At 45.1% G+C, this 24603-nt stretch carries 20 protein-coding genes and 1 pseudogene; 10 read left to right on the top strand and 11 right to left on the bottom strand.

All coding sequences use genetic code 11. The features are described from left to right. Positions 1–25 precede the first annotated feature (25 nt). The 3 genes from QUA24_RS11585 to QUA24_RS11575 all read right to left on the bottom strand — a co-directional run bounded on the left by QUA24_RS11585 (position 26) and on the right by QUA24_RS11575 (position 5475). The gene (locus tag QUA24_RS11585; protein ID WP_333229736.1) at positions 26–811 is read right to left on the bottom strand and encodes a hypothetical protein; all 786 of its coding nucleotides are present in this window, start codon (positions 809–811) and stop codon (positions 26–28) included. A gap of 65 nt (positions 812–876) precedes the next feature. Further along, positions 877–4491, bottom strand: a complete 3615-nt coding sequence (locus QUA24_RS11580) for a caspase family protein (RefSeq protein ID WP_333229734.1) — start codon at positions 4489–4491, stop codon at positions 877–879. 90 nt (positions 4492–4581) lie between these two features. Continuing rightward, positions 4582–5475 carry a C39 family peptidase gene (locus tag QUA24_RS11575; protein ID WP_333229732.1) on the bottom strand — a complete coding sequence of 298 codons (894 nt, stop codon included), beginning with the start codon at positions 5473–5475 and terminating at the stop codon, positions 4582–4584. A gap of 504 nt (positions 5476–5979) precedes the next feature. Here QUA24_RS11575 and QUA24_RS11570 point away from each other — a divergent pair. Then, on the top strand, positions 5980–6228 hold the full coding sequence (locus QUA24_RS11570; RefSeq protein ID WP_333229730.1) for a gamma-aminobutyric acid A receptor, epsilon-like protein: 249 nt from the start codon (positions 5980–5982) through the stop codon (positions 6226–6228). Positions 6229–6360: 132 nt separating this feature from the next. Here QUA24_RS11570 and QUA24_RS11565 read toward each other — a convergent pair whose 3' ends face one another. Then, a complete protein-coding gene (locus tag QUA24_RS11565) occupies positions 6361–6717 on the bottom strand; it encodes a hypothetical protein (protein WP_333229728.1) in 357 nt (118 codons plus the stop codon). 121 nt (positions 6718–6838) lie between these two features. Between QUA24_RS11565 and ychF the strand changes: the two genes are divergently transcribed. Beyond that, positions 6839–7930 carry a redox-regulated ATPase YchF gene (gene ychF / locus QUA24_RS11560; protein ID WP_333159815.1) on the top strand — a complete coding sequence of 364 codons (1092 nt, stop codon included), beginning with the start codon at positions 6839–6841 and terminating at the stop codon, positions 7928–7930. Positions 7931–7951: 21 nt separating this feature from the next. Beyond that, positions 7952–8317 carry a phage holin family protein gene (locus QUA24_RS11555; protein WP_333030414.1) on the top strand — a complete coding sequence of 122 codons (366 nt, stop codon included), beginning with the start codon at positions 7952–7954 and terminating at the stop codon, positions 8315–8317. A 155-nt stretch (positions 8318–8472) separates the two neighbouring features. Here QUA24_RS11555 and QUA24_RS11550 read toward each other — a convergent pair whose 3' ends face one another. The 3 genes from QUA24_RS11550 to QUA24_RS11540 all read right to left on the bottom strand — a co-directional run bounded on the left by QUA24_RS11550 (position 8473) and on the right by QUA24_RS11540 (position 10680). Continuing rightward, positions 8473–8904 (bottom strand): NUDIX domain-containing protein, encoded by a 432-nt coding sequence (locus QUA24_RS11550; RefSeq protein ID WP_333229725.1) that lies wholly within the window; start codon positions 8902–8904, stop codon positions 8473–8475. 273 nt (positions 8905–9177) lie between these two features. Then, a complete protein-coding gene (locus tag QUA24_RS11545) occupies positions 9178–9630 on the bottom strand; it encodes a DUF3531 family protein (protein WP_333038358.1) in 453 nt (150 codons plus the stop codon). Positions 9631–9645: 15 nt separating this feature from the next. After that, positions 9646–10680: a Sll0314/Alr1548 family TPR repeat-containing protein gene (locus QUA24_RS11540; protein ID WP_333229723.1), complete on the bottom strand. Its 1035-nt coding sequence runs from the start codon at positions 10678–10680 to the stop codon at positions 9646–9648. Between the two features lie 429 nt (positions 10681–11109). Here QUA24_RS11540 and QUA24_RS11535 point away from each other — a divergent pair, with 429 nt between their 5' ends. Beyond that, complete coding sequence (locus QUA24_RS11535) at positions 11110–11781, top strand: energy-coupling factor ABC transporter ATP-binding protein (RefSeq protein ID WP_333159808.1); 672 nt, start codon at positions 11110–11112, stop codon at positions 11779–11781. 125 nt (positions 11782–11906) lie between these two features. Beyond that, complete coding sequence (gene rsmG, locus QUA24_RS11530) at positions 11907–12650, top strand: 16S rRNA (guanine(527)-N(7))-methyltransferase RsmG (RefSeq protein WP_333229721.1); 744 nt, start codon at positions 11907–11909, stop codon at positions 12648–12650. Positions 12651–12716: 66 nt separating this feature from the next. Here the strand turns inward: rsmG and QUA24_RS11525 are convergent, their stop codons facing one another. The 3 genes from QUA24_RS11525 to rpiA form a co-directional block, all read right to left on the bottom strand. Then, positions 12717–13472: a Fe-Mn family superoxide dismutase gene (locus QUA24_RS11525; RefSeq protein WP_333229718.1), complete on the bottom strand. Its 756-nt coding sequence runs from the start codon at positions 13470–13472 to the stop codon at positions 12717–12719. Between the two features lie 213 nt (positions 13473–13685). After that, a complete protein-coding gene (locus QUA24_RS11520; RefSeq protein ID WP_445242607.1) occupies positions 13686–14870 on the bottom strand; it encodes an aldo/keto reductase in 1185 nt (394 codons plus the stop codon). 346 nt (positions 14871–15216) lie between these two features. Then, on the bottom strand, positions 15217–15933 hold the full coding sequence (gene rpiA, locus QUA24_RS11515) for a ribose-5-phosphate isomerase RpiA (protein WP_333229716.1): 717 nt from the start codon (positions 15931–15933) through the stop codon (positions 15217–15219). A gap of 39 nt (positions 15934–15972) precedes the next feature. Here rpiA and QUA24_RS11510 point away from each other — a divergent pair, with 39 nt between their 5' ends. After that, positions 15973–16188: a hypothetical protein gene (locus QUA24_RS11510; RefSeq protein ID WP_333229714.1), complete on the top strand. Its 216-nt coding sequence runs from the start codon at positions 15973–15975 to the stop codon at positions 16186–16188. A gap of 87 nt (positions 16189–16275) precedes the next feature. Here QUA24_RS11510 and QUA24_RS11505 read toward each other — a convergent pair whose 3' ends face one another. Beyond that, a complete protein-coding gene (locus tag QUA24_RS11505) occupies positions 16276–16620 on the bottom strand; it encodes a hypothetical protein (protein WP_333229712.1) in 345 nt (114 codons plus the stop codon). A gap of 118 nt (positions 16621–16738) precedes the next feature. On the opposite strand from QUA24_RS11505, the pseudogene QUA24_RS11500 reads away from it, so the two are divergent. The 4 genes and pseudogenes from QUA24_RS11500 to QUA24_RS11485 all read left to right on the top strand — a co-directional run. Next, positions 16739–16822 (top strand): annotated as a pseudogene (locus tag QUA24_RS11500) (hypothetical protein); the annotation flags it as partial. 18 nt (positions 16823–16840) lie between these two features. Next, positions 16841–17110, top strand: a complete 270-nt coding sequence (locus QUA24_RS11495) for a hypothetical protein (RefSeq protein ID WP_333229710.1) — start codon at positions 16841–16843, stop codon at positions 17108–17110. Between the two features lie 42 nt (positions 17111–17152). Then, entirely contained in the window at positions 17153–20428 is a 3276-nt protein-coding gene (locus QUA24_RS11490; RefSeq protein WP_333229708.1) for a tetratricopeptide repeat protein, read from the top strand. A gap of 336 nt (positions 20429–20764) precedes the next feature. Next, positions 20765–24603: choice-of-anchor Y domain-containing protein (locus QUA24_RS11485; protein WP_333229705.1), on the top strand; the 3839-nt coding region annotated here is incomplete at its 3' end.

Genomic DNA, 24603 nt, shown 5'->3' with positions numbered 1-24603 from the left:
TGAACTTCCTCGACGACTAAAATTCCTAGCTTTGTTTTATAGCCATCATAAATACTGTTAATATCCCAGATAAAAATGCAAGAAAAGCTAAGTTAACAACAGTAATTGCTGGTACAGCAAGCAGAAGATTATATGAATATTTGAACCAAGGTGAACTCTGCCCTGAATAACCATTAATTTTAAAGAGTTGTCTTGGTATATTCCACAAGGTTATCTTTGATTGAAGCGCTAATAAAACCAGGAAAAACAACAGGAGTATCAGACCAATTTCTGAGGATATTGGTTCTTGAGAATTTTCCTGACCGCTCATCCAAATTGCCCAACCTAATAATGAAGTTACTAGAGAAAGTAAACCTTGCAAGTATAATCCATAAGCTCCATCAAAATAAAGATAGGCTTTCCTGGCTCTGTCTATCTTAGAAGGTGACAAATCGTTTTTCTTGAGCGATGCTTTTGCCAGAATAGAAGCAAGTAGAGTGAGTACAAAAGGAGCGACAAAAGCACAAAGAGCGCCAAATGTTCCTTGAAACAACTCCCAATCATCAGAGGCATCTGGTGGCTTAGGGTAGCGCCAGTCAATAATTTTTATGATAACCACACTGGGTAAAGCGACAAAGACGCTTTCCTGAATATTGAAGTATAAAGGAGCTAAGTAACCTCGATCGCGTAGTTCTTTAATGTTCCATTCGTATAATTTATCTCCAGACAAGATCGCTTTTCGTGTTTTCCGAAATTTTTTGAAGTCAAAAAATTGTTTAAAAGGAGAAGCTTCTTCATCAGTAAATAAATTTGGTTCGCGTTCGTGATTCATATTAACCCCTGTTACATTTGATTAACGTCGATTTATTTTAAACCGTGTATTTACTCTTCAGCTATTTAGGAAAGACTAGATTCTGTTGGAGGCTGGAGCTTGCTATTTGAGCTTGAAAAAAGTGCCATTGCTAGAGCATCTAACCCAGCTTTATCTGTAAAATAGCTCAAGTGATTGCACGCGGCATCTGGCAGTAATATTTTGGGTTGAGGAGTCCGATCGCCTTTGACGCTTTTGATACTGGCAATAGTAACGGCAATATCGTTAGGTTGACTGAAAAATGTCCAATCTACAACTCGATCTACACTGTTACCAAACAGCTTTTGTACCAGTCGCTGTATCGAACTAGATTTCTTGTCTGGATCGACTTCTTTAGCTTTGGCAACAATCGAGCGATCGCCTGCAATAATTGTATAAGGAACTCCGGGATCTGGATTTTCTGCAAGTTCTTTGAGAAACTGGGAATCTGGCTGCATTTGGTCTAGTGCGCGATCATTTTCTTCTAGATATTCCAGCAATTGAGCTACTACTTTCGTAGGCAAAAAGATTTCTGAAAGTTGATTTAATCCGATACCTAGAAGTGTGAAAACTAAATCCTGTACGGTTGGCCAAGGAGAACCAGCATTAGGCGTACCTAACATAATTAAATGCTGTACGACTTGATTTCCCCCTTTACGTTCGATAAACCACCGCGAAACCAAACCTCCCATAGAGTGAGCGACAATATGCAACTCTTTGCCATGATTTTCTCCCAAACCTACCTCTTGCAGTCGCTTTCCTAAAAGCTGCCCATTCTCTTCAATTGTCGTGTGGATATTTTCGTAGTCAAATGTCAAAACTAGGTCATATAGTTCTCTGATTGAACGCTGCTGACCGTCAACTTCAACTACAGCTTTTTTAACGCTGGGAACCAGACTTTCAGTGTCGCCAATAATTCCGTGAATGTAAAGGATAATTCGCCGAGCTTCTGTTACTTTTGATTTAACTATCTCCAGATTTTTGTCGTAAGTAACTTTACCAGTATCGTCAACATCGGCTACAGCCAAAATCGGATACTCAAAAGGTCTGCCTAGTTTTTGATGGGCTACTTTTTCCATAAAAATCCGAATTGAACCTTGCAAGCTGCGACTGTTAACTGTTGATGTTGGTTTTGCCAAACGTTCTAGTGTAATCTCTACCTTATTGTCGCTAACCTTTTTCCCGCGTCCTAATGGCAAGAAAAATTCACCGTCGTAAGCAAAAGGCAAAAGATGTTCGTTATCGTCTAATTCGGTATTAACTAATAATTTGAGAGGAGATTCTGGCGTTACAACCGTATAATCTTCGACATCGCTTAACTCAAAAGCACTTAAACCAGGGTCAGTACCTCGGCTAGTAGTAAAATAAAACGACTGAGTAATGCGAGGCTGTTGTCGCAAAATTGAAGGTAAAATCAAATTCCCTAAATCTCTGCTAGCTTGCGGTACAGTTGTCAGATTTACTTTTGCTTTTAACTGCGGATGAGGTTGCACTTCAACAGCACCATTTTGCAAGAAAGTGCTGCGATTAGGTGTAATTGATTTAGCATCCAGGGGTCGCACAATTGTAATCGCGACTTCCTTCGTCATCCAATTATCGTAAGTGCCTGTAGCCTTGACTGCTTCGCGGGTATGGGCTCCCTGCATTAAACGATCGAGAGTTCCTTGACTTCCCGCGATCGCACGATTGGCAGGAGGAGGATTTAATCCATCTTGTTCTAGAGAACTTGCATCAAATTCGGCGGTACTGACAATTAATTTCAAGATATCTTTGTACTCAGTAGTACCTCGCTCAAAAAATCTGTCTGGTACTTGAAAATTCATTGGATTGCTGACGATTTCTGTGCAGCCTTCGCTTCCTTTTGGTTGCAGGATAAGGCTGCTTGTATACTCAAAAAATGGTACTTCGATATTAAAACTTTCTGAAAGGTCGAGGACATTGCAGTAAAGCTTTTTCTTGCTGTGATTTGTCAGTTTAATTTGCAGAGTTGGCGCTTGCCATTCGCCATTTTCATAAGTGTACTCAACGCGCATCTCTGATGATGGTATATCTCCATCTCCTTCCTCCGGTGAAGACTCTTGCTGTCCAGAGAGGAGGATAATTTCCATTTCCACATCATCGCTGTTAATGCTACTGGTAGCGGGACTGGAAAGATTCAGAATGTTACGCCAGCGGGCTATATGTTCTAAACGAACGATCGCTTCAAAAGCATTTCGATCGGTGTAACCTGCCTCTTCAATCTCTTCGGGGATTGGGGCTACTAAAGGGCGATCGTCTTCAGACTGGAGAATCCAATATTGACCGTTTTTAGCTAATAGATGATAATCGGCTGATTTGGATTCCTCTACTTGACAAATGTACAGTGAAGGCTGGTTGCCGGCTGCTGCGGTTAACAGTGCTTGCTGCGCTAATTCTACACCTGCGATTTCACCTTCATCGCCTTTGATATAAATTTTTAAATGTGGCAAAGGTAAGCTGGTGATTACTGCCCAATAGCTTTCTGTTTTTGATAGTTGATCATTGCCAGTAATAATTTTTACCTTGCTGCGTTGCTGCTGTACTTGAGTTATTTTCGCTTCACCTAATGCGGCTGAAAGTTGGCCCAATTGTTCGGCTGTGCTGCCTGCAGGAAAGAAGGCTAATAATGTATCTCCGCCATCCGAGGGTTTAGGAATAGCGTCGAGAGCACCTCCATCAATTACCCAACTATTCTGATTTTGGCTGTGAGTTAAAGTGAAGTAAAAAGGACGTTCTTTAATTGCTCCGCCCAAAAAAGGTTTGTTTAACTCTTTTGGATTCGTTGCTTCCACTTGCGGCGACTGTTCTTTGACTTTTCCACACACCAGTGCGTTAATATTTCTCGCTAAATCTCGATAGGTTATATTGCCATTTGTCCGCTGCAATGCTTGCATGAGGAAGTAAGAAAAAGCTCCTCTGTGTTGACCGTCTTCTACTTGATACTCTTTTGCCAGTTCGTAGTCTCTACAGGCAGAAAACATGATGTGTTTTCCCTTTGGCAATACTACGCCTGTCGTCTTCTTTTCCAGATTGACAGGAGAAGTTAACATTTCCTTTAATGCTGTTTGGTCATCAGCAAAAATAAAACTGCTTAAGGGGCGATCGCGCTCGTCTACAGGTGATCGCCGCACTCCTGTTTCTGCTGATAAATCTCTGGTTCCCGCACCGGAATGACAGCAGTCTAAAATAACCAGAACTTGCGGTTTTTTTTCTCCGACTTTAGAGATAAGGTAACGTAATTCTTTATCTGCTAAATCGCGGATATCTTCTGTACGACTGTCGTAGCAAACTAATGTTTCATTGAGATGGTCGGGTTCTAATTCCCAAAATTCTTCTGGTGCTTTTTCTTGGGCACCGTGACCTGAATAGTATAACAGCACAATGTCATCGCTGTCGGCATTGCACAAATGCTTCTGAAAGCCTTCGATAATTGCCTGACGAGTGGCATCCTGATTTAAGAGTTTCCAGGGTCGATCTTTGGGTTCTATTAGTTGCCAATCGCTATATGAATTAATTCGGTCTCGGAGATATGCTTCTACTGCGTTAATGTCATTAACGCAGCCTTTTAATGAAGAAATTGGTTGCAAAGATGCGGGATGGTAGTTGTCAATACCGACTAACAGGGAGTAAATTTTTTTTGCCATAACTGTCTTGCTTTATTAGCGTACTTTGATTTGTATTAATAGCTAAATGCCAGTGGTTGATCGGCACAATAGAATTAGCTATTAACAATATTAAGGAACAGGAAAATGACACCAACTCTCGCCACCCACATCCCAAACAGCTCGAAGGTCGGAATAAGTGTAGCGAACATCTCCACCGCTAGCGTTATTGTCATATCCACCCTGATAACCTAGCCATTTGCCATAGGGATCGTTGCAGATCCAAACCCCCTCTGCATCGTCATAACCTTTGATGACAATGATATGACCGGAATTCGTGAAATAACCGTGAACGATGACTGGGTTTTCTTTCGCTAAATGCTGTTTGATTTCCTGCTCTGAGGTCACGTTCTTAAAGTAAGAATTTTGAAGCTTGCCGTCACCATATTTTTGACCAGATTCTCGGAGCAGTCGCATCAATAATTGTGGCTGATGGCGACTACAATTAGCACCGCCGAACCCATATTCGGCATCCCAATCTAAAGTTATTTGGTAAAGTATGTCTTCAAGCTGTACGTCGTTGTTAATATCTTCTTTCGTGCGATAATCTACCCCGTAAAACTTGAGTACCATTGCTAGGGAAGTTACATTGCAAGCCCCATAAGGATTTTCTAAATTATTAAGTTGAGAATGGTAAGTGACTTTTAAATTGACTTTGGGAGGCAATACCGGCGGGTAATGTTGAGCTACTGACTCGCCTCGCGAAACAGCAGTTAAGGAAATTTCAACATCATCGCCAATGCAGTAATATTGCTTCGGGGCTGTTTCTACTGAGGAACTGTCAAATTCATCGAGATAAACCCGAATATACTTACCTTGCAAATTAGGGGTGTACGCACTGATAAAAATTTCCTCTCCGGCTTTGTAATTGAGGATTTGATCGGGAGATAATAGTGATGTGTCGAGTGGGCGAGCTTTCAGCACCGAATTGTCTTTAAAACGCAATGTATATTCTAGGGTGTTCATTCTTTACCTCGTGGACTGGTAAGATGTTAGGTTCAATCGTAAGAGAATAATCCCCAAAAATTTCCTAGCTTTTAGTTGAGTCTTAAATTAGCCAAAAGGCCAGCTCCCAACTGGCCGTAAGTACAGGACATAACCTGTACTTTTGGCTAGGTGTCGTGCAAAACCACAGGCTGGCAAGGCTTTTCGGAGGACGATGGATTGCGCGATTTGAGATTTGAGATTTGAGATTTGAGAATTGCTCCCACGGGCTGCAGCGATCGCACGTGATGAGTACGTTACGCTTTTTTCAAGGGTTCACCGCCTGTACCGGGGGGCTGTGACCAAATTGCTTTCCGTCAGCATAAAAAATCAAATACAGATAAACCCGGTTGCTTTCGTCTACTCCAAAAGCTGATTTAAAATGGTGCAAAATATCAACTTTAATAAATTTTCACTATTTAGATAGATGTCGTATTTTTAGTTTTTTATCTACGCTGATTCTATCGAGTTATTAATATAATTACCGTGATTTTTCCCAACCCTAGTCCATTTCCCGGCCCGCAGATTCCCAGTACCGAACCGGGGCTGCCGACTATACCGGCATCGCCACCAGTGCCGGGCCCCGTACCCGAACCGATTCCCGGCATTGTACCGGAACCGGTACCTGCGCCAATTCCCCAGCCAATTCCAGAACCGGTGCCGGAAACTGTACCATCTCCAATTCCTCAGACAGTGCCGGGGCCAATTCCTCAGACAATCCCTGAACCTGTTTAAATTATGTTTTAGTTGATCGCCAAATTTAAGATTGTTTGTGAGGTCGATCGCAAAAACCGGTTTCTCCCAAGTCCCCAATCTTTTTGTGGAATATCAGACTTGAAAAAACTCGGTTTTTGCGTAGATTATCGATTACTTGAAGTTGAGCGCAGTCTCTTTACAAAGGTCAACAGCACCCAAAGCAGTCCATTTGCCGTCATCGTATTCGGCCCTGACATCGAAAATACAGCCCGCATCCGACCCACCGTAGTCAGCTTGATCCCACTCAAAATCTGCCTTTTCCCGATCGGCAATGGGGGCCTCTAGCTCGTTTTCTCCCCAAGTATCCTTATCGGGAGGAGACATATAAACGGCTGTCATCGTCTTGCCGCTGTTGTTAATCACCGAAATTTTGACCACCTCAGCGAAAACGCTAGCTGCTGTCAGCGCTAACAGGGGCAGCGACAGCCCCGCAGCGATCGTTACTTTGCTTAACCACTTGTTAACCATTGAGCCATCTACCTCAAGTTAGATATTTATTCAAGCTTAGCTGTAGAAGTCAGAAGGGACAAGTCAGATATATTGCTATTCCTTATGATATTTTGAAACAGTGATATGTTTCTAAATAGCTATGCTTACTGCCGGAATTGTCGGACTGCCTAATGTTGGCAAATCTACTTTGTTTAATGCTCTGGTTGCTAATGCCAAGGCGACTGCTGCTAATTTTCCTTTCTGTACGATCGAGCCAAATACGGGTATCGTGGCAGTGCCAGACGAACGGTTGAAGGTGCTGAGCAATATTTCCAATTCCGTGCAAACTGTGCCGACGCGGATGGAATTTGTGGATATTGCGGGTTTGGTGAAGGGGGCGAGTCAGGGGGAAGGACTGGGAAATCAGTTTTTGTCTCACATTCGGGCCGTAGATGCGATCGTCCACGTTGTCCGCTGTTTTGACAATGATGATATTATTCACGTTGCGGGTTCTGTCGATCCCCAGCGAGATATTGACATTATCAATCTCGAATTAATTTTAGCAGACTTAGCTCAAATTGAACGCAGGCTCGATCGCACTCGCAAACTGGCCCGCAACAACAAGGAAGCTCAGGCCGAAGTTGATGTACTCGAAAAATTAGTCGTGGTTTTGAATGCGGGGAAACCGGCGCGGCAGTACAATTTCACAGATGAAGAAGCTGAATTAGTTAAAGGTTTGGAATTACTGACCAACAAACCAATTATCTATGCTGCTAACGTATCTGATGACGATTTAGCAACGGGAAATAGCTATGTCGAACAAGTGCGGGAAGTAGCAGCTAAAGAAAATGCTAAGGTTGTCATAGTTTCGGCACAAGTTGAGTCAGAATTAGTGGAGTTATCTGAGGAAGAACGAACGGATTTCCTAGAATCTCTGGGGGTAAAAGAAGGTGGCTTGAAATCTCTGATTCGAGCTACTTACGAATTATTGGGTTTGCGGACTTATTTTACTAGCGGCCCGAAGGAAACTCGCGCTTGGACGATTATCGCCGGAATGCTAGCACCGCAAGCTGCGGGGGTTATTCACTCTGATTTTGAACGGGGTTTCATCCGGGCCGAAACTGTAGCATATGAAGATTTGGTTGCTACGGGCGCGATGAATGCAGCTAAGGAAAAAGGCTTAGTTCGCAGTGAAGGAAAAGAGTATGTTGTACAAGAGGGGGATGTGCTGTTGTTCCGATTTAATGTTTAGCTTTTTTAAGGAGATGAACACATGGATATCGTTTCGCTGGCAATTGCTTGGCTAGTTACTTCGGTGAGCTTTTTTATCATTTCCAAGTTGCCCATCGGGGTAGATATTGACACTTTTGGAAAAGCGATGATTTCGGCTGCGGTTTTTGGATTGCTGAATGCTTTGGTGCGGCCGCTTTTTGTGGTTTTGGGTTTTCCTTTGGTGTTGGTAACTTTTGGTTTGTGGATAATTGTTATTAACGCGATTATCTTTGGATTGGCGGCTTGGCTAGTGGATGGATTTCGCTTGCGCTGGGGAATTTGGAGTGCTTTGCTGGGTGCTATAGCCCTCGGTTTTATCAACTCTTTGCTCTATGAGCTGTTGCGGACTCTGCCTAGTGTAAGGTAGATCCGGGTAATGCGGGGGGCGGAAGGAAGGGGCGGGTTTATTCCTCCTGTTAGTTATTTATCGCCAATATTTCAGGTGAAACCCGCCCCGACGGCAAATATTTTAGGTTTAATTCCCCCATATTAGGTATTTATTTTTTGGTACTGGTTGAGTTATTAGCCTTCGCAGTAGTCGATAAATTTGTCGGGAACTAAGCGCAATTCGCCCGATCGAAAGCGCTCGATCGGCATCCAAAATGCAGTATGCTCCCCATCTCCGTCTGCAAAATCCAGACTCTCCAATTCATAAAATTTGCCATCGACAAAATCGCACTGGTATAGTTGTATTAATTCATGTCCGGCTTGGCCATTATAAACAAAGAAGTTTTCCAAACAAGTCAAATATTTGATGTTTGTCAACTCGCCTTGAATTTCTTCTTGAAACTCTCTTTGCAAAGCGTCGATGCTGTGTTCTCCGAATTCTACGCCGCCGCCCAAAGCGCGGTAAAATGTGTCTTTTTTGACCGGATCTTCGCATTCTGACACGAAAATGCGATCGCCCGATTGAATTAATCCTAAAACAATTACGCGAACTTTACCTTTTTCCATAATTAGTCATCAGTCATTAGTGATCAATCCTTAACTGGTTCCTAGGCTATGTCTAGGAATCAATGTCCAGAGGCTCTGCCTCGCTTTCGGATTAGTCATCAGTCATTAGTCATCAATCATTAACTGGTTCCTAGGCTCTGCCTAGAAATCAATGTCCAGAGGCTCTGCCTCGCTTTCGGAGCAGCAAAATAGGAGGCAGATCCTTTGGATATGTGTTAGCAGGCAGAGCGTAGTAACGAGTAGAATCCGCCCCTAATGAGTAATCACTAATGACTAATTATCGGCGGCAAAAGTCTCTCGACGGCGACTGGTGTCAACGGGCCAGTTTCTATTTTCCCCGCCAATAATGAGTTTTTCAATGGTTACGAATTCTTTGCTGAGTTGCTGGAAAACATTAATCAAGACATCGAGGCCAATTGCATCGCTAGTACCCAAATCAAACCAGCAGCGAGCCCAAGAACCTTGATACTCCATTTCTCCCATATTGTGCATCAAAGCCATCATGCTTTGGTCGGCTAGATTAACATCGTAATTCATCTGACTGATATCTAAGCCTTCATCTTGAACTTGCAAATTTTCTGCATTAAATCCTCCCAGTTTTCCCAAGAAAAACCAAGAGTCAAAAACTTCTTCAACATACTGTTTTTCACCGTTTGAAGGCACGTTGCTGAACTTCAGCCAAATCCAGAGGTCAAAGGGGTTAAACTCGCGAAACTCTACTTGCATAGTTTTTTGGTGTTTTTATAGTGGTGGTAAGGCCGCCGGCCCCCAGACTCCATCTGCATCTCTGATTTTATCGCGCATCGGGTCGCAGGCGCGAGATTGGCTGTCGAGACGGTTGCGGGTTCTGCACTGCTGAAAGAAGATTTCGGCTACTAAACTGCGCGGCAGTTGGTTGGGTTTTTCTAAGGCTGCGTCGAAGTGTTTTCGAGCTTCCTCAAGTAAGGTTTTGTTGCTGTCTTTTCCCTGGGATTGGGAAAACAAGATTTGTGCTTTTAAATAGAGAACTTCGGGATTATTTGGCGTTTCAGCTAGCGATTTGTTGGCAAATTCTAAAGCACGATCGTACTTTTTTAAGTCTCGATATCCTACTGCCATGCCGCGATAAGCTAAGTAGCGAGGAGAGGCTTTTTGTTCGAGTCTTTGAATGGCTTCGTTGGGGTTAGAAAATGGCAGATTTGTGGCTAAAATTAAGTCCATGTAGCCTTTGACCAGGTTGAGTTCGGGGTCGTTGGGCGCTATTTTATCGGCGGCATCTAGGTATTGAAATACTACTCGCAATTTACTCAACGCTTGGGGCGCGCCTTTGGCTGTTCCTTCTTTGGCTATAATGTTCGCCCCTTCTAGAAAGTGACCTGCTGCTGTGTAAATATTGCCGCGCAATGGATTAGTTTTAGCCAATTTTTCGCCGACTTCGCGGGTTTTTTGTGCGTAGGAATTCATCGAGTGTAAGTCCTGCTCGATGTAGGAGAGGGAGGCGGCCATTGCATAGGCTAGCGGCTCGTTGGGTTCGGTTGATAGTGCTTCTTGAATTTGAGTTTTTGCTTGTTTGTAGTTTCCTTGCTGAAACATTGTTTTGAAAGCGGTTTCGGTGTTGGGCCCGATCGCCTGCGGGTTGCTGCTGCGAAAGGGATCGCCCGCTACTGCGGAGTTAATGCAGATGCTGAGGGCGATCGCTCCTGCACAGGCGATCGCTCCTGCACAGGCGATCGCCCGCACTGTCTGTTTAGAACTTAACATTTGCTTGCCCAGCGATGCTAAAGGGGTTTTCGTCATCGTCAATTCTCTCAATGTAATATACTGTAAACTAGAAACAAGAGAGTTAAATTTTCAGGCTTTCGGGCCGCGACCAAAAAAAGAGCGAAATTTGCTTGACTTTTTGTGGTTTTTGAGGTATATTTTAATAATGGAAGTGTGACTTCTAATATATTAAACGACAGATTTCCATTGTTAAAGTATACCATGAAACAACAAAAAAATCAAACGCCAATCCTGAAAAAAAAGGAAAATTTTGTAAAGATTTATGTAAAATAATTGTGTGCGATCGGCCCCAGCCAAAAACAGCCTTAACTATCAATAGCACAACCAGAAGTTCCCCGCTCCAACAATAACTATTTTTATGATTGTTGACTGTTGACTGTTAACAACTGCCAACTGCCAACTGCCAACTAACAACTGCCAACTGCCAACTAACAACTGCCGTTAATGCTTTATCTAAAAAACTTAGTATATCATCCTACCGCCTGTCCGAATCCTATTCTGAAAAATATTAACTTAGAACTGCCCTCGCAGCAAATGGGGCTGATTGTGGGTCGCAGCGGTTCTGGCAAAAGTACGCTATTAGAAATATTAGCAGGTTTAGCGGAAAAAACTAGCGGCGACATCCGTTGGCGGGAACAAGAATTAACACCAGAACACTTGCAACAGTTAGGAGGTTTAGTGTTCCAGTTTCCAGAAAGGCATTTTTGCGGAGGCACAATTTTAGAAGAATTGCGGTTGGGTCATCCTGAATTGGGACAAGAACAAATTAACTCAGCAATGGCAGAAGTGGGACTAGGACATTTGCCTCTGCGCGCTTCCCCCCACGCTTTGAGCGGCGGACAACAGCGCAGGGTAGCCCTGGCGGTGCAGCTAATTCGGCAGCCGCATTTGCTACTTTTGGACGAACCGACGGCGGGTTTGGATTGGTCGATGCGACGGCAGTTGGTAAGCTTGTTGAGTAAGTTGAAAAGTCACTGGACTTTGTTGATTGTTACTCACGATGCTAGCGATTTGTTGGGTGTAGCCGATAAATTTTGGACTTTAGACCACGGGGATTTGCAGGAGGTCGATCGGGCTAAATTAGAAGCTAAGGAAACGAGTTTTGTTAGTCATTAGTCATTAGTCATTAGTCATTAGTCAGTAGTCATTAGTCATTAGTTAGTGCGGGTGGGTCTACCGCATTATGAAGCATTTTTAAGTACAGAGAATTTGCAGAGCTTACAAAAGAGTGGGAATAGAAGATGAATCAGATTACAATGCCTATGTTGCCCCAGATGAACGACTTGTGGCAAAAAACGCTGAATTGGCAGCCGGATGAGTCGCAGCAACAAAAATTTCAGCTGCTTTATGAGTTAATTGTCGAGGGAAATCGCTCCTTGAATTTAACTCGAATTACTGAGCCGATGGAGTTTTGGGAAAAACATTTGTGGGATTCTCTGCGGGGAATTACGAGACTGCTGCCAGCTAATAACAGTGCAGAAAAAAATAGCGAATTGCCCCTAGATTCGGTGCATAAAGTTATTGATATTGGCACTGGTGGGGGTTTTCCGGGGTTGCCGATCGCGATCGCCCTGCCGCATTTATCAGTTACTTTGCTGGATTCTACTCGCAAAAAAATTACTTTTTTGGAAACAGTTGTGCCGTCTTTAGGGATAGAAAATGCGGCGACTTTGTTGGGCAGATCCGATGAAATTGCCCGACAGCCACAGCACAAACAAGCTTACGATTTAGCAGTTCTCCGAGCAGTGGGAGCCGCTCCCCTCTGCGCTAAATCCGCGCTGCCTCTACTGAAAAATGGCGGTTTAGCTGTACTTTACCGAGGGAATTGGACGGTGGAGGAAGAAACCGAGTTGCAAAGGGCGATCGAGCATTTGGGCGGCACAGTTGAGTCAGTCGAAGCATTCACAACGCCGACGAGTCAGGGGGCGCGGCACTGCGTTTATTTGCGGAAAGTTGTACAGCAGTTCGAGCGTCCCGTGCGCTAGTAGGGACACGGCACTGCCGTGTCCTGTATTTCATCGGCGGTGTCCTGTATTTCATCTAATTGAAAACTACCCGATAGCCTTTTCGTAGCGCTTGTTAATTGCCGCCCAATTAACAACATTCCACCAAGCTTTTAAGTAGTCGGCACGCAAATTTTGGTATTTGAGATAATAAGCGTGTTCCCAAACATCGTTACCCATAATTGGATAGTTGCCCTCCATGAAAGGAGTGTCTTGATTTGCCGTAGTTGTAATCTCAAGTTTGCCAGCTTTATTGCGGACTAGCCAAACCCAACCGCTGCCAAAACGCTTGGCGCCGGCATCGTTAAATTTTGTTTTAAAATCGTCAACACTGCCGAAATTTTGCTGAATTGCTGTTGCAAGTGCCCCTGTGGGTTCGCCGCCGCCGTTGGGACCCATGATTTCCCAAAACATACTGTGATTTAGGTGCCCGCCGCCATTGTTACGCACGGTTGTGCGAATATCTTCCGGCACTTGGCTCAAATCTCGCAGCATATCTTCCGCAGAGATATTTTTGAGTTGCGGGTATTTACTGACAGCATCGTTGAGGTTTTTAACGTAAGCGGCGTGGTGTTTGTCGTGGTGAAATTGCATTGTCCGCGCATCGATGTGCGGTTCTAAAGCATTGTATTCGTAGGGCAGAGGTGGCAGTGTAAAAGGCCCGGGGGTTTGGGCTATTTTGGGACTTTCTGCAATTGGACTTGCTTGCGGTACATTATTTCCTGACGCTTGGCAAGCACCTGCGGTAATAGCTCCGACGGTGGCTGTCACTAAATACAAGAAATCTCGGCGTTTGAGAGTCATAAAAAGTACCTAAGTGAATTATTAACTGTTTTATCTCAGATCAAAGCAAAATGGGAGTGAGTTGAGAAAAAAAGTGGTATCGCCCGAATGGATGAGACGGATGGGCGATGGTTGTGATAGTTTCTCAAGTATAGGCTAATTGTGTGCGCGTAACTAACTCACGTGCTCCGGTTCACTAATCCGGTTTCTGTCTCGAGACCGGGTTTTTTTTGATTATTCTTGGGACAAGCGCTGGATGGCTTCGCCCCCAAAAAGCCGATCGGCTGCTTGAAGAATACCGGGAATTTTAGCAGCGTGGGGACTGTGGGCTAGACAGCGGCGCAAGTCTAATTCATCGAGGCGATCGGCTTTTTGGCCGGGGAACCAGTGACTGGCATTACCTAAGAGGTTGTAGCGCATCTTGCAATAGTCGATCGTATCGTAAGCCTGCGCCAAATTCCACAGCCACAAAATCACATAAATATTAATACCTCCGGGAGTATTTTCGATAGTTGGTAAACCGACGTGCCAAGTCTTAAACCAATCTTTTCCTAATTTATCAATGGCTGCTTTTTCTAACTTTTCTAACAATGGTGGCAAAATTTCATCGGCTCTATCTAACAATTCTACAGCTTTAATATGCTCGTTAAAATCTTCAGGTTTGGCGGCGCCCAAACTTAAAGTATGTACTTGCGGATGCGACAAACAAAACAAATCATTAAACACCATCGGACTCAGCGGATAGCACAAATCTACCAATTTTTGCGACGGGCTATAAAGTTGACCGCCTTTGTCGGAAGGACTGATAATAAAAACCCCCATATCGTGACGTTTAGCAGCTTCTATAGCCTGCCAATTACTTTGATTTATGTAGTACCAGTGCAAGTTAAGATAATCAAATTGATTAGTTTCAATTGTTTTGACAATCACATCCGTCGGGCCGTGAGTGGAAAAACCAATAAACCTAACTTTGCCTTCTGCTTGCAACTTTCTCGCCACATCCATGCAGCCGCCCGGACGCATAGAATCCTCTAGCAATTCCCATGTATTAATGCCGTGTAGCGACAGTAAATCGACGTATTCTAGTTGCAAATAAGCTAAGGATTTATCAAATTCTTCGCGAAACTCTTGGGAGTTTGGTTTGGGATTAACTTTCGTTTGCACTATCAATTTTTCACGGGGAAAGTTCGGCAAAATTCGCCCCAACTGCATTTCGGAAGTGCCGTAACCGCGAGCAGTTTCTATGTGATTTATGCCGCATTCAATCGAGTAGCTAATCGTCGCTTCTAGATTTTGTTGGTTGGCTGGTGGAATTTCATTGGCTGGCACGTCTTGCCATTTGTACTGATATCTCATGCCACCGCAGGAAAAGACGGGCATGGATAATTCTGTGCGACCGAATCTGCGATATTGCATCATAAACAGTTGACAGTTGACAGTTGACAGTTGACAGTTGACAGTTGACAGATGAATCGCCTGGTTTTTAGGATGGAGATTTATAAACCACCCTAAAAATATTCTCCGCCATACAGGAGTTTAAACCCCGGAATTTTGACAATCAAAGTCAAGGTAAGCCCAAGTGCATTTAAATTGTATAGTCAAATTTAAGAAAAGTCTTGTGGGGAGTAGGGGTTGGGCCCGAAAGCCCGCCCTAAAAATACAATTTAGATGCCCAACAGCTTAACTCGCATATTGCAGAATTCTCCTGAACAGGCAAAATGCCTGTTCCACCAAGAGTTTTTGAACGCCCGTGTGGCAGTTTTGACTATTTAGAAATCTCCCGGATTACGGGTTTTCCGTCTTGGATTTCGCCGACTAAAACCAAATCTGTACAGTCTACAAACAAACCATTTTCTAAGACACCGGGAATGTTATTCAAGCTTTTTTCCATTTCTCCGGGGTTGGCAATGTCATCAAATTTGACATCAATTACCATATTACCTTGATCGGTAATTACGGGGCCTGCTTTTTTCACGCCCATGCGGAGTTCTGGTTTGCCACCCAATTTTTCAATGGCGCGCATCACGGGTGTTAATGCCATCGGTATAACTTCTATGGGGACGCGAAAAGTCGAACCCAGTTTATCTACGATTTTAGAACTGTCAACTACTACGATAAATTGAGTGGCTAGGTAATCGACTACTTTTTCGCGGGTGTGGGCTGCGCCGCCACCTTTAATTAAGTTGAGGTGGGGATCGACTTCGTCAGCGCCGTCAATAGCCACATCAATTCTGTCAATTTCATCTAATGTTGTCAGCGGTACTCCGTACTGTTTGGCTAACACTTCTGATTGAAAAGATGTCGGCACTCCCTTGATATCTTTGAGTTCACCTGATTTTATGCGATCGCCCAATGCTTGAATAGTATAAGCTGTAGTTGACCCGGTGCCGAGTCCGACAATCATACCAGATTTTACGCGATCGGCAGCAGCAAAGCCGACTTGCTGTTTCATCAATTTTACGGGATCTTGTTCTGTGGTCATGTTCGGTACTCCTTAATAGTTTTAAGATTATACCATTGAATGAAAATCGGCTTTCTCGATACCTACACCTGGGATTACAATATTGAAACTCCTTACTGCAAACCTTTGGGCGGCACTCAGTCGGCTATTTGTTACTTAGCTGAGGCGTTGGCTGCACAGGGAAACAAGGTATTTTTGCTCAACAGTACTTCGGAGTCGGGGATGTCGCACGGTGTTGATTGCAGGCGCAGGGTGGGAGACAAATCAAATTTATAATTGCTGCGATCACTTGATTTTTTAGTTATAGTTAATATAGCCGGCAAAGCGCTAGAAGTTAAGCGGCTTTTGGGGGGACAAACTAAATTAATTTTGTGGATCAATAACGAACCCGGCTTTGTATTTCTCGAAAATTTTAAGAATGAGCGATAAATCAATGCTTGCGATGTCTTTGTATTTGTCAGCGACTGGCAGCGCGAGCAATTTTGCCAGCGCTTTGGGAGTTGATTCCATCGCAGTTTTGTTTTGAAAAATGCGATCGCACATTGTTTTGCTAACATTTTCGCTGATAATATTTCTATCCTTGATCATAAATTCGACCACCCATTCTAGCTTACACCCGCACTCCATTTCGCGGACTTGATATTTTGTTAAAAGTCTTTCCCGAAATTCGTCAAGCTGTCCCCGGAACCAGATTAAAAGTATCTTCAAGCATTAAATTACACCAAATAGACGACAATGATAACAGCTTTTTTTCGGTCAACTTTACCACCAGTGTCAGGAAACAGAAGGCGTCGAGTACGTCGGTTCCTTACCGCAACCCGAACTCGTCCGGCAACTGCGTTCAGTCGCGGTTTTAGCTTACCCGAATACCTATTTAGAAACCTCATCTATTGCCGTGATGGAGGCGATGGCCTGCGGTTGCCGGATTGTGACGAGTGAATTGGCAGCTTTGCCGGAAACAACTGCTGGATTTGCCCGTCTAGTTTCAATGTCAGGGGTGAAAAATTTTGCATCGATAACTAATTGGAAGCGGGCGGGCAACGCAGATTGGGAGGGATATACAAGGCGGTTTTTAGAGGCGATAGTCGGAGTTTTAAATGAGGCCAGCGGTGCGGGTGGCGCAACTGCTGAAAATCATCTGAGACAGCAGGTAGAATATATAAATCGAGGGTGTACTTGGTCTGTGCGATCCCGATAGTGGGTAGAATGGCTGAATAGTATTAGTGTAAAACCTGTAAGAGTGGCAGAGCAAATGATCGGGAATTCTTTAGTAGGTTTAGAGGCAGTGAGAGATTATTTTCAAAAGGGAAATTGGCTGAAAGAGCGAGGTGATCTCGGTGGCGCAATCGAGAACTATCAGAAAGCTTTAGAGTTTAATCCAGGAGATGCAGAAGTTCATAAAAAGTTGGCGGAAGTTTATGTTTTGCAAGGAGAATTTGAAAAGGCGATCGCATCTTGCAATCTCGCTCTTAAATTCCAACCTAATTTTGCTGCCGCTTACTTGACAATGGGCAATGCCTTGCACAGTCAAGGAAAGCTGGAGATGGCAATAGAAGCTTACTTGCAAGCTTTAGAAATTCAGCCAGAATTTGCTGAAGCCAGCGCGAATCTCGGTAGTATGTATTACAAGTTAGGGCAATTGGAACAGGCAGCCAATTATTACCAAAAAGCTCTGGTAATTAATCCTCAATTGTGTTCTGTCAATATGATGCTGGGCAGTGTTTGGCAGCAGCAAGGAAAGTTAGAGGCAGCCATTACTTGCTATCAAAAAGTGCTGCAACAGCAACCGGGAGATGCCAGCGCTGCTGACAAATTATCGAGTTTAATCGCACAAAAAGAGCTGGTCGCTACTGACAGCAACTTTATCGAATTAGAAACAGAATCAGGGGAATCGCCACCAGTATCTGTCAACAAAGATGAAGGCTACGGCTTGCAGCCTTCGAGTATCAATTTGCCGGCAGCGCCCACCACTGAGACTTTAAATACTCCGTTTACAAACCCCGCCGAACTTTCCGAACAAGTTACCTCGATTAATGTTCCAGATAGCGGACAAGTTGCCAATTTTCAAGAAGTAGAACCGTACAATAAACTCGCCGAAGACTTTTTAGTTCAAGGTAAAATTAAAGAGGCGATCGCAGCTTGTCAGCAAGCGCTAAAAATTCGACCGGATTTCATCTACGCTTACGTCACTTTAGGCAATGCTTTGCAAGCAGGAGGCAAAACTGAAGCTGCAATTCGATCGTATTCTCAAGCCCTAGAATTGCAGCCAAATTTTGCGGAAGTGCGCGCCAATATCGGCAGTATGTATTTCAAAATGGGGCGTTTGGAAGAAGCGATCGCCCATTACCAGCAAGCCATCGCCCTGAGTCCCGATTTAGCGGGAGCTCACTGGAATTTAGGGAAAGTATATCACCAACACGGCAACATCGAAGCAGCGATCGCCTGTTTTAAAAGAACCTCCGAACTCAACCCGCAGCTAGTCGGTGCAGACTTCCACTTTAACTTAGGTAATCGACTTTTGGGCCAAGGAAAGCGCGATGAAGCCATCGAATGCTACGAAAAAGCGATCGCCATTAAACCGGATTGGGCAGAAGCTTACGGTAACATCGGCAGCGCGCGATCGCAACAAGGCAATCTCGACGCCGCCATCGCTTATTATCAGAAAGCTGTAGCTTTAAAGCCACATTTAGAAGTTTTGCACTTCAATATAGCCAATTCTTTTTTACAGCAAAACAAGTACGACGAAGCAATTACTAATTACCGAAATACTCTGAAAATTAAGCCCGACTGGCCGGAAGTTCACGCTAACCTCGGCAGTTGTTTTTCCATGCAGGGGCGGCTCGAAGAAGCTCTAGCCAGCTATCAGCAAGCTTTGGCATTAAAACCGAGTTGGGCAGAGGTTTACTGCCGGATGGGACACATTCAGAAACAAGATAAGCCATTGGAGGCGATCGCCAATTTTGAAAAAGCGATCCAATGCAACCCCAAATTTAGCGAAGCCTACCAACAACTGTGCGACTTGCTAAGCCATTCCACCAACCTCGCTGGAGCCCGTAGCGTAGCCGACAAATACTGCGAAAACTGCGGCGAAAATGCCCCAGTCATGTCAGCTACAGCCTACGTCTTTTCCTACCTGCAATCAGGTGTCAGCAAACAGGCAATTCAGAAACTCGAAGAAATCGAGAAACTATGCTACGAAAAGGTCGAAACCTTTAGCGTGATCGAACTAAAACTACTCTACGAAATCTTCCTGTTTGCAGTTTCTCACCTGCGAGACAACCGCGAAAAGAATGCCAGCTTCTACAGACTAATTGCCAAAGAATACTACCAAAAAGCCGTCCCTAAGCGCCAGGAGATTAACAGAATCAACCTAGCAAATTACCAAACAAAAGAACAGCGTCCTTTAAAAATAGGCTTCCTTTCCAAACACTTCCGCCGCCACTCAGTAGGCTGGTGCAGCGAAGCTTTAATACGCGAATTAAGCCACATCACCCCCCACGTTCACCTTTACGTCACCGGGAAACTCCACCGAGATGAAGTTACGCAGCGGTTTGAAGACATGGCGGGCAAGTTTTACTGGCCTAAAAAATATCCAAACGGCTTTGCTGATGGCGGTGAAATCTTCGCTGAAGTAGCGCAAGACAACTTGGATGTTTTGATAGACTTAGACTCGATGACAGTGCCCACAAATGTGGAAGTGCTGTATCAATATCCTGCGGGGATTTGCGTTTCTTGGCTGGGATTCGACGCACCCTACATTTCAGATAATCACTACTTTCTGTGCGACGAACACACTCACCCCCCTGGTGTTGAAAAAAATTACTTAGAAAAGTTAGTAAGACTGCCTGCAGGTTCGGTAGCAATCGGCGCACTGCAAAGCATTCCTGTGAATCGAGAGGCGATTAGAAATGCTCTCGGAATTGGCTTAGATCAAATGACTTATCTGTGCGTTGCGCCAGGGAGAAAAACCAATCCAGAAATGGTACGAGCTCAAGTTACAATCCTTAAGGAAGTACCAGAGAGTGTGTTAATCCGCAAAGGTCAAGGCGACCCCGATGTTATTCACAGCACTTACCGCCAAGAATGCGAAATTCAGGGAGTAGATTTTGGTCGGATTAAGTTTATAGGGCAAACTAGAAGTGAAGAAGAACACCGCGCTATTTATTATGTAGCCGACGTGCTTTTAGATTCCTATCCTTACAACGGCGGGACTCACAATTTAGAGGCTTTGTGGGCGAATTTGCCCGTGGTAACTCGCTCCGGCGACCAATATCTTTCGCGCATGGGTTACGCTTTTCTCAAAAGTGCAAATATTGATGTTGGTGCAGCGTGGAGTTGGGAGGAATATACGCAGTGGGGAGTTAAGTTTGGCCGCGATGCTGGTTTCAGAAATGCGGTGAAAGAGCATTTAATAAAATCTAAACAGCCAGAACATCTCGCACCTTTGTGGAATCCTAAAAAGTTGGCTGAGGATATGTATGAGGTGTTTCAAAAACTTTTGTCAGTTGACTGTTGACTGTTATCAGTTGTCATTAGTCAGTTGTTATTAGAAGCAAAAATTTCCGCATCTCTTACTCTTCCCCTCTTTCTGTGAAGTCTTGTAACAATCTTGGTGGAAATGCGTAAAAATTCCGCGCCGAGTCTGATAGATAAATAGCTGATTCATAGTACCGCGATCGCACTAACTTTATGCCAGTTAGGGCGATCGTTTTTTTAGTGGTGTGAGAATTCCGCCAAAGTTAAAGATTGCGTAATTATTTTGACAGCAGGTACAAAAACGCTGACACGGATCAGTAAATTTGTTAGGCTTGGCTTCTAAAACTCAGCCAAGTCATCTACCTTTAGATACATCATGCCCAACATTACCCTCTACGACGCGATTACCAACCTTCCAGCCGGAACGCCCCGCGGTATAGGCACGTCCAGCGGCACTTCCCTTGCTTACGGACAGATACCCTTACCTTCGACAACTCTACCTTTTGTTCCTTCTCTGGCTGCGGGTGCGTTTACGCCAAACAGAACGGGCATCAATACTGCCACCATCTACCCTCCCAATAGCCCTGCTGGCTACGCGGGTTACACCAATTACAATCCAACCTCGCTGCTTCCGAATCAGACTCCAGCGATATTGTCGCCTTTCACCACCGCCACTCTAGACCGCACGGCTGGTTATACGATATCTTTTAATGCAGCAATTCCCACAGAAACTAGCAACCCAAACCGCGCGGGTTTTAGTGTCACAGCTATTAGCAGCGACGGCTTGAACGGTTTAGAATTGGGTTTTAAAAATGGCAGAATATTCGGTCAGTCAGCAAATTTTCAAGAGTCTGAAACAGTTAATTTTAATACCGCTGCTAATAACAATTATGTCCTGAAAGTACAAGGCACTACTTACCAACTTTTTGCAAATAATTCTGCCACTCCAATCCTAACAGGGCTGCTGCGTGAAATCCTGTTTGACCCCAATCAAAGTTCACCTACTTTACCTTTCAATCCCTACAGATTGCCGAGTTTCCTATTTTTGGGCGACAATACCGATCAGGGAAGCGCTACATTTCGTTTGGGCAGGATAGCTGTTAATGACTTGCCTGTTGCTACTCCAGACAATGCGGTAACAACCGTCGGTACTCCTAATATTAAAATTCAAGTCCTGAACAACGATACGGGCGGCACAAAGGCACTGAGAGTGCAGAGTGTTACTCAACCAACAGGCGGCACTGTTACTGTTGACGACTGGATTTATGCAGGAGGAAATTTCACGAATATCGGCGGGCAGCAGCGCAATTATCTTGCCCGGTTGTACGGCAGCGACGGTACGGCAGATCCTACTTTCAACCCTAATGCGAATAATGTTGTCAGGGCGATCGCGATCGATGCCAACGGCAACCCAGTAGTAGGAGGATTTTTTAACAATATCGGCGGGCAGCCGCGCAACTATATTGCCCGGTTGAACAGCAGCGACGGCACGGCAGATGCCACTTTCGACGCCAACGCGGATGCTGCTGTAAGGGCGATCGCGATCGATGCTAACAACAACCCGATAGTAGGGGGCGATTTCACCAATATCGGCGGACAGCCGCGCAACTATATTGCCCGGTTGAACAGCAGCAACGGTACAGCAGATCCTACTTTTAACCCCGCTGTTGATAATAGTGTCTATGCGATCGCGCTTGATGCTAACAGCACAGTATTAGGGGGACTATTCACCAATATCGGCGTGCAGCCGCGCAACTATATTGCCCGGTTGAACAGCAGCGACGGCACTGTAGATGGTACTTTTAACCCCGCTGCCAATAGTAATGTCTGGGCGATCGCGCTTGATGCCAACAGCACAGTAGTAGGTGGCAATTTCACCAATATCGGCGGGCAGCCCCGCAATTATATTGCCCGGTTGAATAACAGCGACGGCACCGCAGATGCTACTTTTAACTCCACTGCCAATAGTAATGTCTGGGCGATCGCTCTTGGAACTAACAGCACAGTAGTAGGCGGCGATTTCACCAATATCGGCGGGCAGCCCCGCAATTATATTGCCCGGTTGAATAACAACGGTACAGCCGATGCTAATTTTAACCCCGCTGCCAATAGTAATGTCAGGGCGATCGCGATCGATGCTAATAACAACCCAGTAGTAGGGGGCTTATTCACCAATATCGGCGGGCAGCCGCGCAATTATATTGCCCGGTTGAACAGCAGCGACGGTACAGCAGATGCTACTTTCAACCCGAATGCGAATGATACAGTCAATGCGATCGCGATCGACCCCAAACGCAGCATTGTCTACACTCCTAACCCCACTTTCAACGGCCTCGACACATTCTCCTACACAACTACCGACGGTTACAGTACCTCAGCAGCACAAGTCAGCGTCCTAGTCAACAATTCCCCTGTTTTAGACAACTCGGGCACGCCTAATTTAACAGCGATTAACGTCAACGAAACCAACAATAGCGGTACATTAATTTCTGCTATTATCGGCAGCAGCATCACCGACCCCAACGACTCCATTTCCCTGCGTCCGAGAGGCATCGCCCTCACCAATTTAGATACTACAAACGGCAGTTGGCAGTATACGATAGACGGCACAAATTGGAACAATATTACTACTGTTCCTACGGCTACAACTGCCCGTTTGTTAGCAGCAGACGCGACAACTCGCCTCCGTTTTGTTCCCAATAGCAACTACACCGGAACAGTTACTAACGGCATTACTTTCAATGCTTGGGATAGAATCACTGGCACTAACGGCGACACGGCAGATGTGACAGGGGACTTAGAAACTAATGGGGTTTCTAGTCCTTTTAGTACAGCCAGCGAAACAGCCAGCATTACAGTTAGTCCATTACCTGTTATTACTAATATCACATCAACTCAGGCAGATGGAACCTACGCGATCGGTGCAACAATTCCCATTACCGTCACATTCAGTCAACCAGTTACTGTTGCAGGTACGCCACAGCTTACCTTAGCCACAGGCGGTACAGGTACTGTCATTAATTATGCCAGCGGCAGCGGCAGCAATACTCTGACATTTAATTACACAGTAACAGCCGGCAATAGCAGTATCGACTTAGACTATACCTCGACAACTGCCTTATCTCTCAACGGCGGTACTATTAAGAATTTGACTAATGCTGATGCTGTCTTGACTTTGCCGAATCCGGGTGCAACTAATTCGTTGGGCCAAAATAAGGCAATAGTAATTGATGGCATTGCGCCCACTGTCAGCCCGACGACTATTGCCGATATTACGGTGGCGGGGGGAACCACTCAAGCTTTTACTGTTACTTTTAACGATAATAGTGCGATCGATATTACAACTCTAGACAGTTCTGACTTTTTAATCAATTGGTCGGGCGGTGGTATTCCTGTTAACTTTGTCAGTGTTGATACTAATACTAATGGCTTGACGCGGACAGCTACTTATTCATTTACTCCGCCTGGGGGAAGTTGGGATATTGCAGATAATAATCCAACTTACAGTATTAATCTGCAAGGTAATCAAGTTAAAGATACTGCTGGGAATCCTGTAGCTGCTACGAGTTTAGGAACTTTCAGCGTTAATATTACCGCGCCAACTCCAACGCCAACTCCAACGCCAACTCCGACGCCAACTCCAACGCCAACTCCAACCCCGACGCCCACTCCAACGCCCACTCCAACGCCCACTCCAACGGGAACCCCGACGCCCACCCCGACGGGAACTCCGACTCCGACTCTAACGGAAACTCCGACGCCCACTCCGACGGGAACCCCGACTCCGACTCCGACGGGAACCCCGACTCCGACTCCGACGGGAACTCCGACTCCGACTCCAACGGGAACTCCGACTCCGACTCCAACTCCGACGGGAACTCCGACTCCAACGGAAACGCCGACTCCGACTCCAACGGAAATGCCGACTCCGACTCCAACGGGAACACCAACTCCGACTCCGACTCCAACGGGAACACCAACTCCGACTCCGACTCCAACGGGAACACCAACTCCGACGGAAACTCCGACTCCAACTCCAACTGAAACCCCGACTCCAACGGAAACTCCGACGCCCACTCCGACGGAAACTCCGACTCCAACTCCAACTGAAACCCCGACTCCAACTCCAACTGAAACCCCGACTCCAACTCCAACTGAAACCCCGACTCCAACGGAAACTCCGACGCCCACTCCGACGGAAACTCCGACTCCAAC

The organism is Microcoleus sp. Pol12B5 (assembly GCF_036701335.1).
Taxonomy (GTDB): Bacteria; Cyanobacteriota; Cyanobacteriia; order Cyanobacteriales; family Microcoleaceae; genus Microcoleus.
This window is presented reverse-complemented; position numbering and strand designations above follow the sequence as displayed.

What these genes read in the sequence shown, in the direction of transcription:
- QUA24_RS11585 (WP_333229736.1), bottom strand. Translation starts at nt 811, where the DNA reads ATGAATCACGAACGCGAACCAAATTTATTTACTGATGAAGAAGCTTCT.
- QUA24_RS11580 (WP_333229734.1), bottom strand. Translation starts at nt 4,491, where the DNA reads ATGGCAAAAAAAATTTACTCCCTGTTAGTCGGTATTGACAACTACCAT.
- QUA24_RS11575 (WP_333229732.1), bottom strand. Translation starts at nt 5,475, where the DNA reads ATGAACACCCTAGAATATACATTGCGTTTTAAAGACAATTCGGTGCTG.
- QUA24_RS11565 (WP_333229728.1), bottom strand. Translation starts at nt 6,717, where the DNA reads ATGGTTAACAAGTGGTTAAGCAAAGTAACGATCGCTGCGGGGCTGTCG.
- ychF (WP_333159815.1), top strand. Translation starts at nt 6,839, where the DNA reads ATGCTTACTGCCGGAATTGTCGGACTGCCTAATGTTGGCAAATCTACT.
- QUA24_RS11555 (WP_333030414.1), top strand. Translation starts at nt 7,952, where the DNA reads ATGGATATCGTTTCGCTGGCAATTGCTTGGCTAGTTACTTCGGTGAGC.
- QUA24_RS11550 (WP_333229725.1), bottom strand. Translation starts at nt 8,904, where the DNA reads ATGGAAAAAGGTAAAGTTCGCGTAATTGTTTTAGGATTAATTCAATCG.
- QUA24_RS11545 (WP_333038358.1), bottom strand. Translation starts at nt 9,630, where the DNA reads ATGCAAGTAGAGTTTCGCGAGTTTAACCCCTTTGACCTCTGGATTTGG.
- QUA24_RS11540 (WP_333229723.1), bottom strand. Translation starts at nt 10,680, where the DNA reads ATGACGAAAACCCCTTTAGCATCGCTGGGCAAGCAAATGTTAAGTTCT.
- QUA24_RS11535 (WP_333159808.1), top strand. Translation starts at nt 11,110, where the DNA reads ATGCTTTATCTAAAAAACTTAGTATATCATCCTACCGCCTGTCCGAAT.
- rsmG (WP_333229721.1), top strand. Translation starts at nt 11,907, where the DNA reads ATGAATCAGATTACAATGCCTATGTTGCCCCAGATGAACGACTTGTGG.
- QUA24_RS11525 (WP_333229718.1), bottom strand. Translation starts at nt 13,472, where the DNA reads ATGACTCTCAAACGCCGAGATTTCTTGTATTTAGTGACAGCCACCGTC.
- QUA24_RS11520 (WP_445242607.1), bottom strand. Translation starts at nt 14,870, where the DNA reads ATGATGCAATATCGCAGATTCGGTCGCACAGAATTATCCATGCCCGTC.
- rpiA (WP_333229716.1), bottom strand. Translation starts at nt 15,933, where the DNA reads ATGACCACAGAACAAGATCCCGTAAAATTGATGAAACAGCAAGTCGGC.
- QUA24_RS11510 (WP_333229714.1), top strand. Translation starts at nt 15,973, where the DNA reads ATGAAAATCGGCTTTCTCGATACCTACACCTGGGATTACAATATTGAA.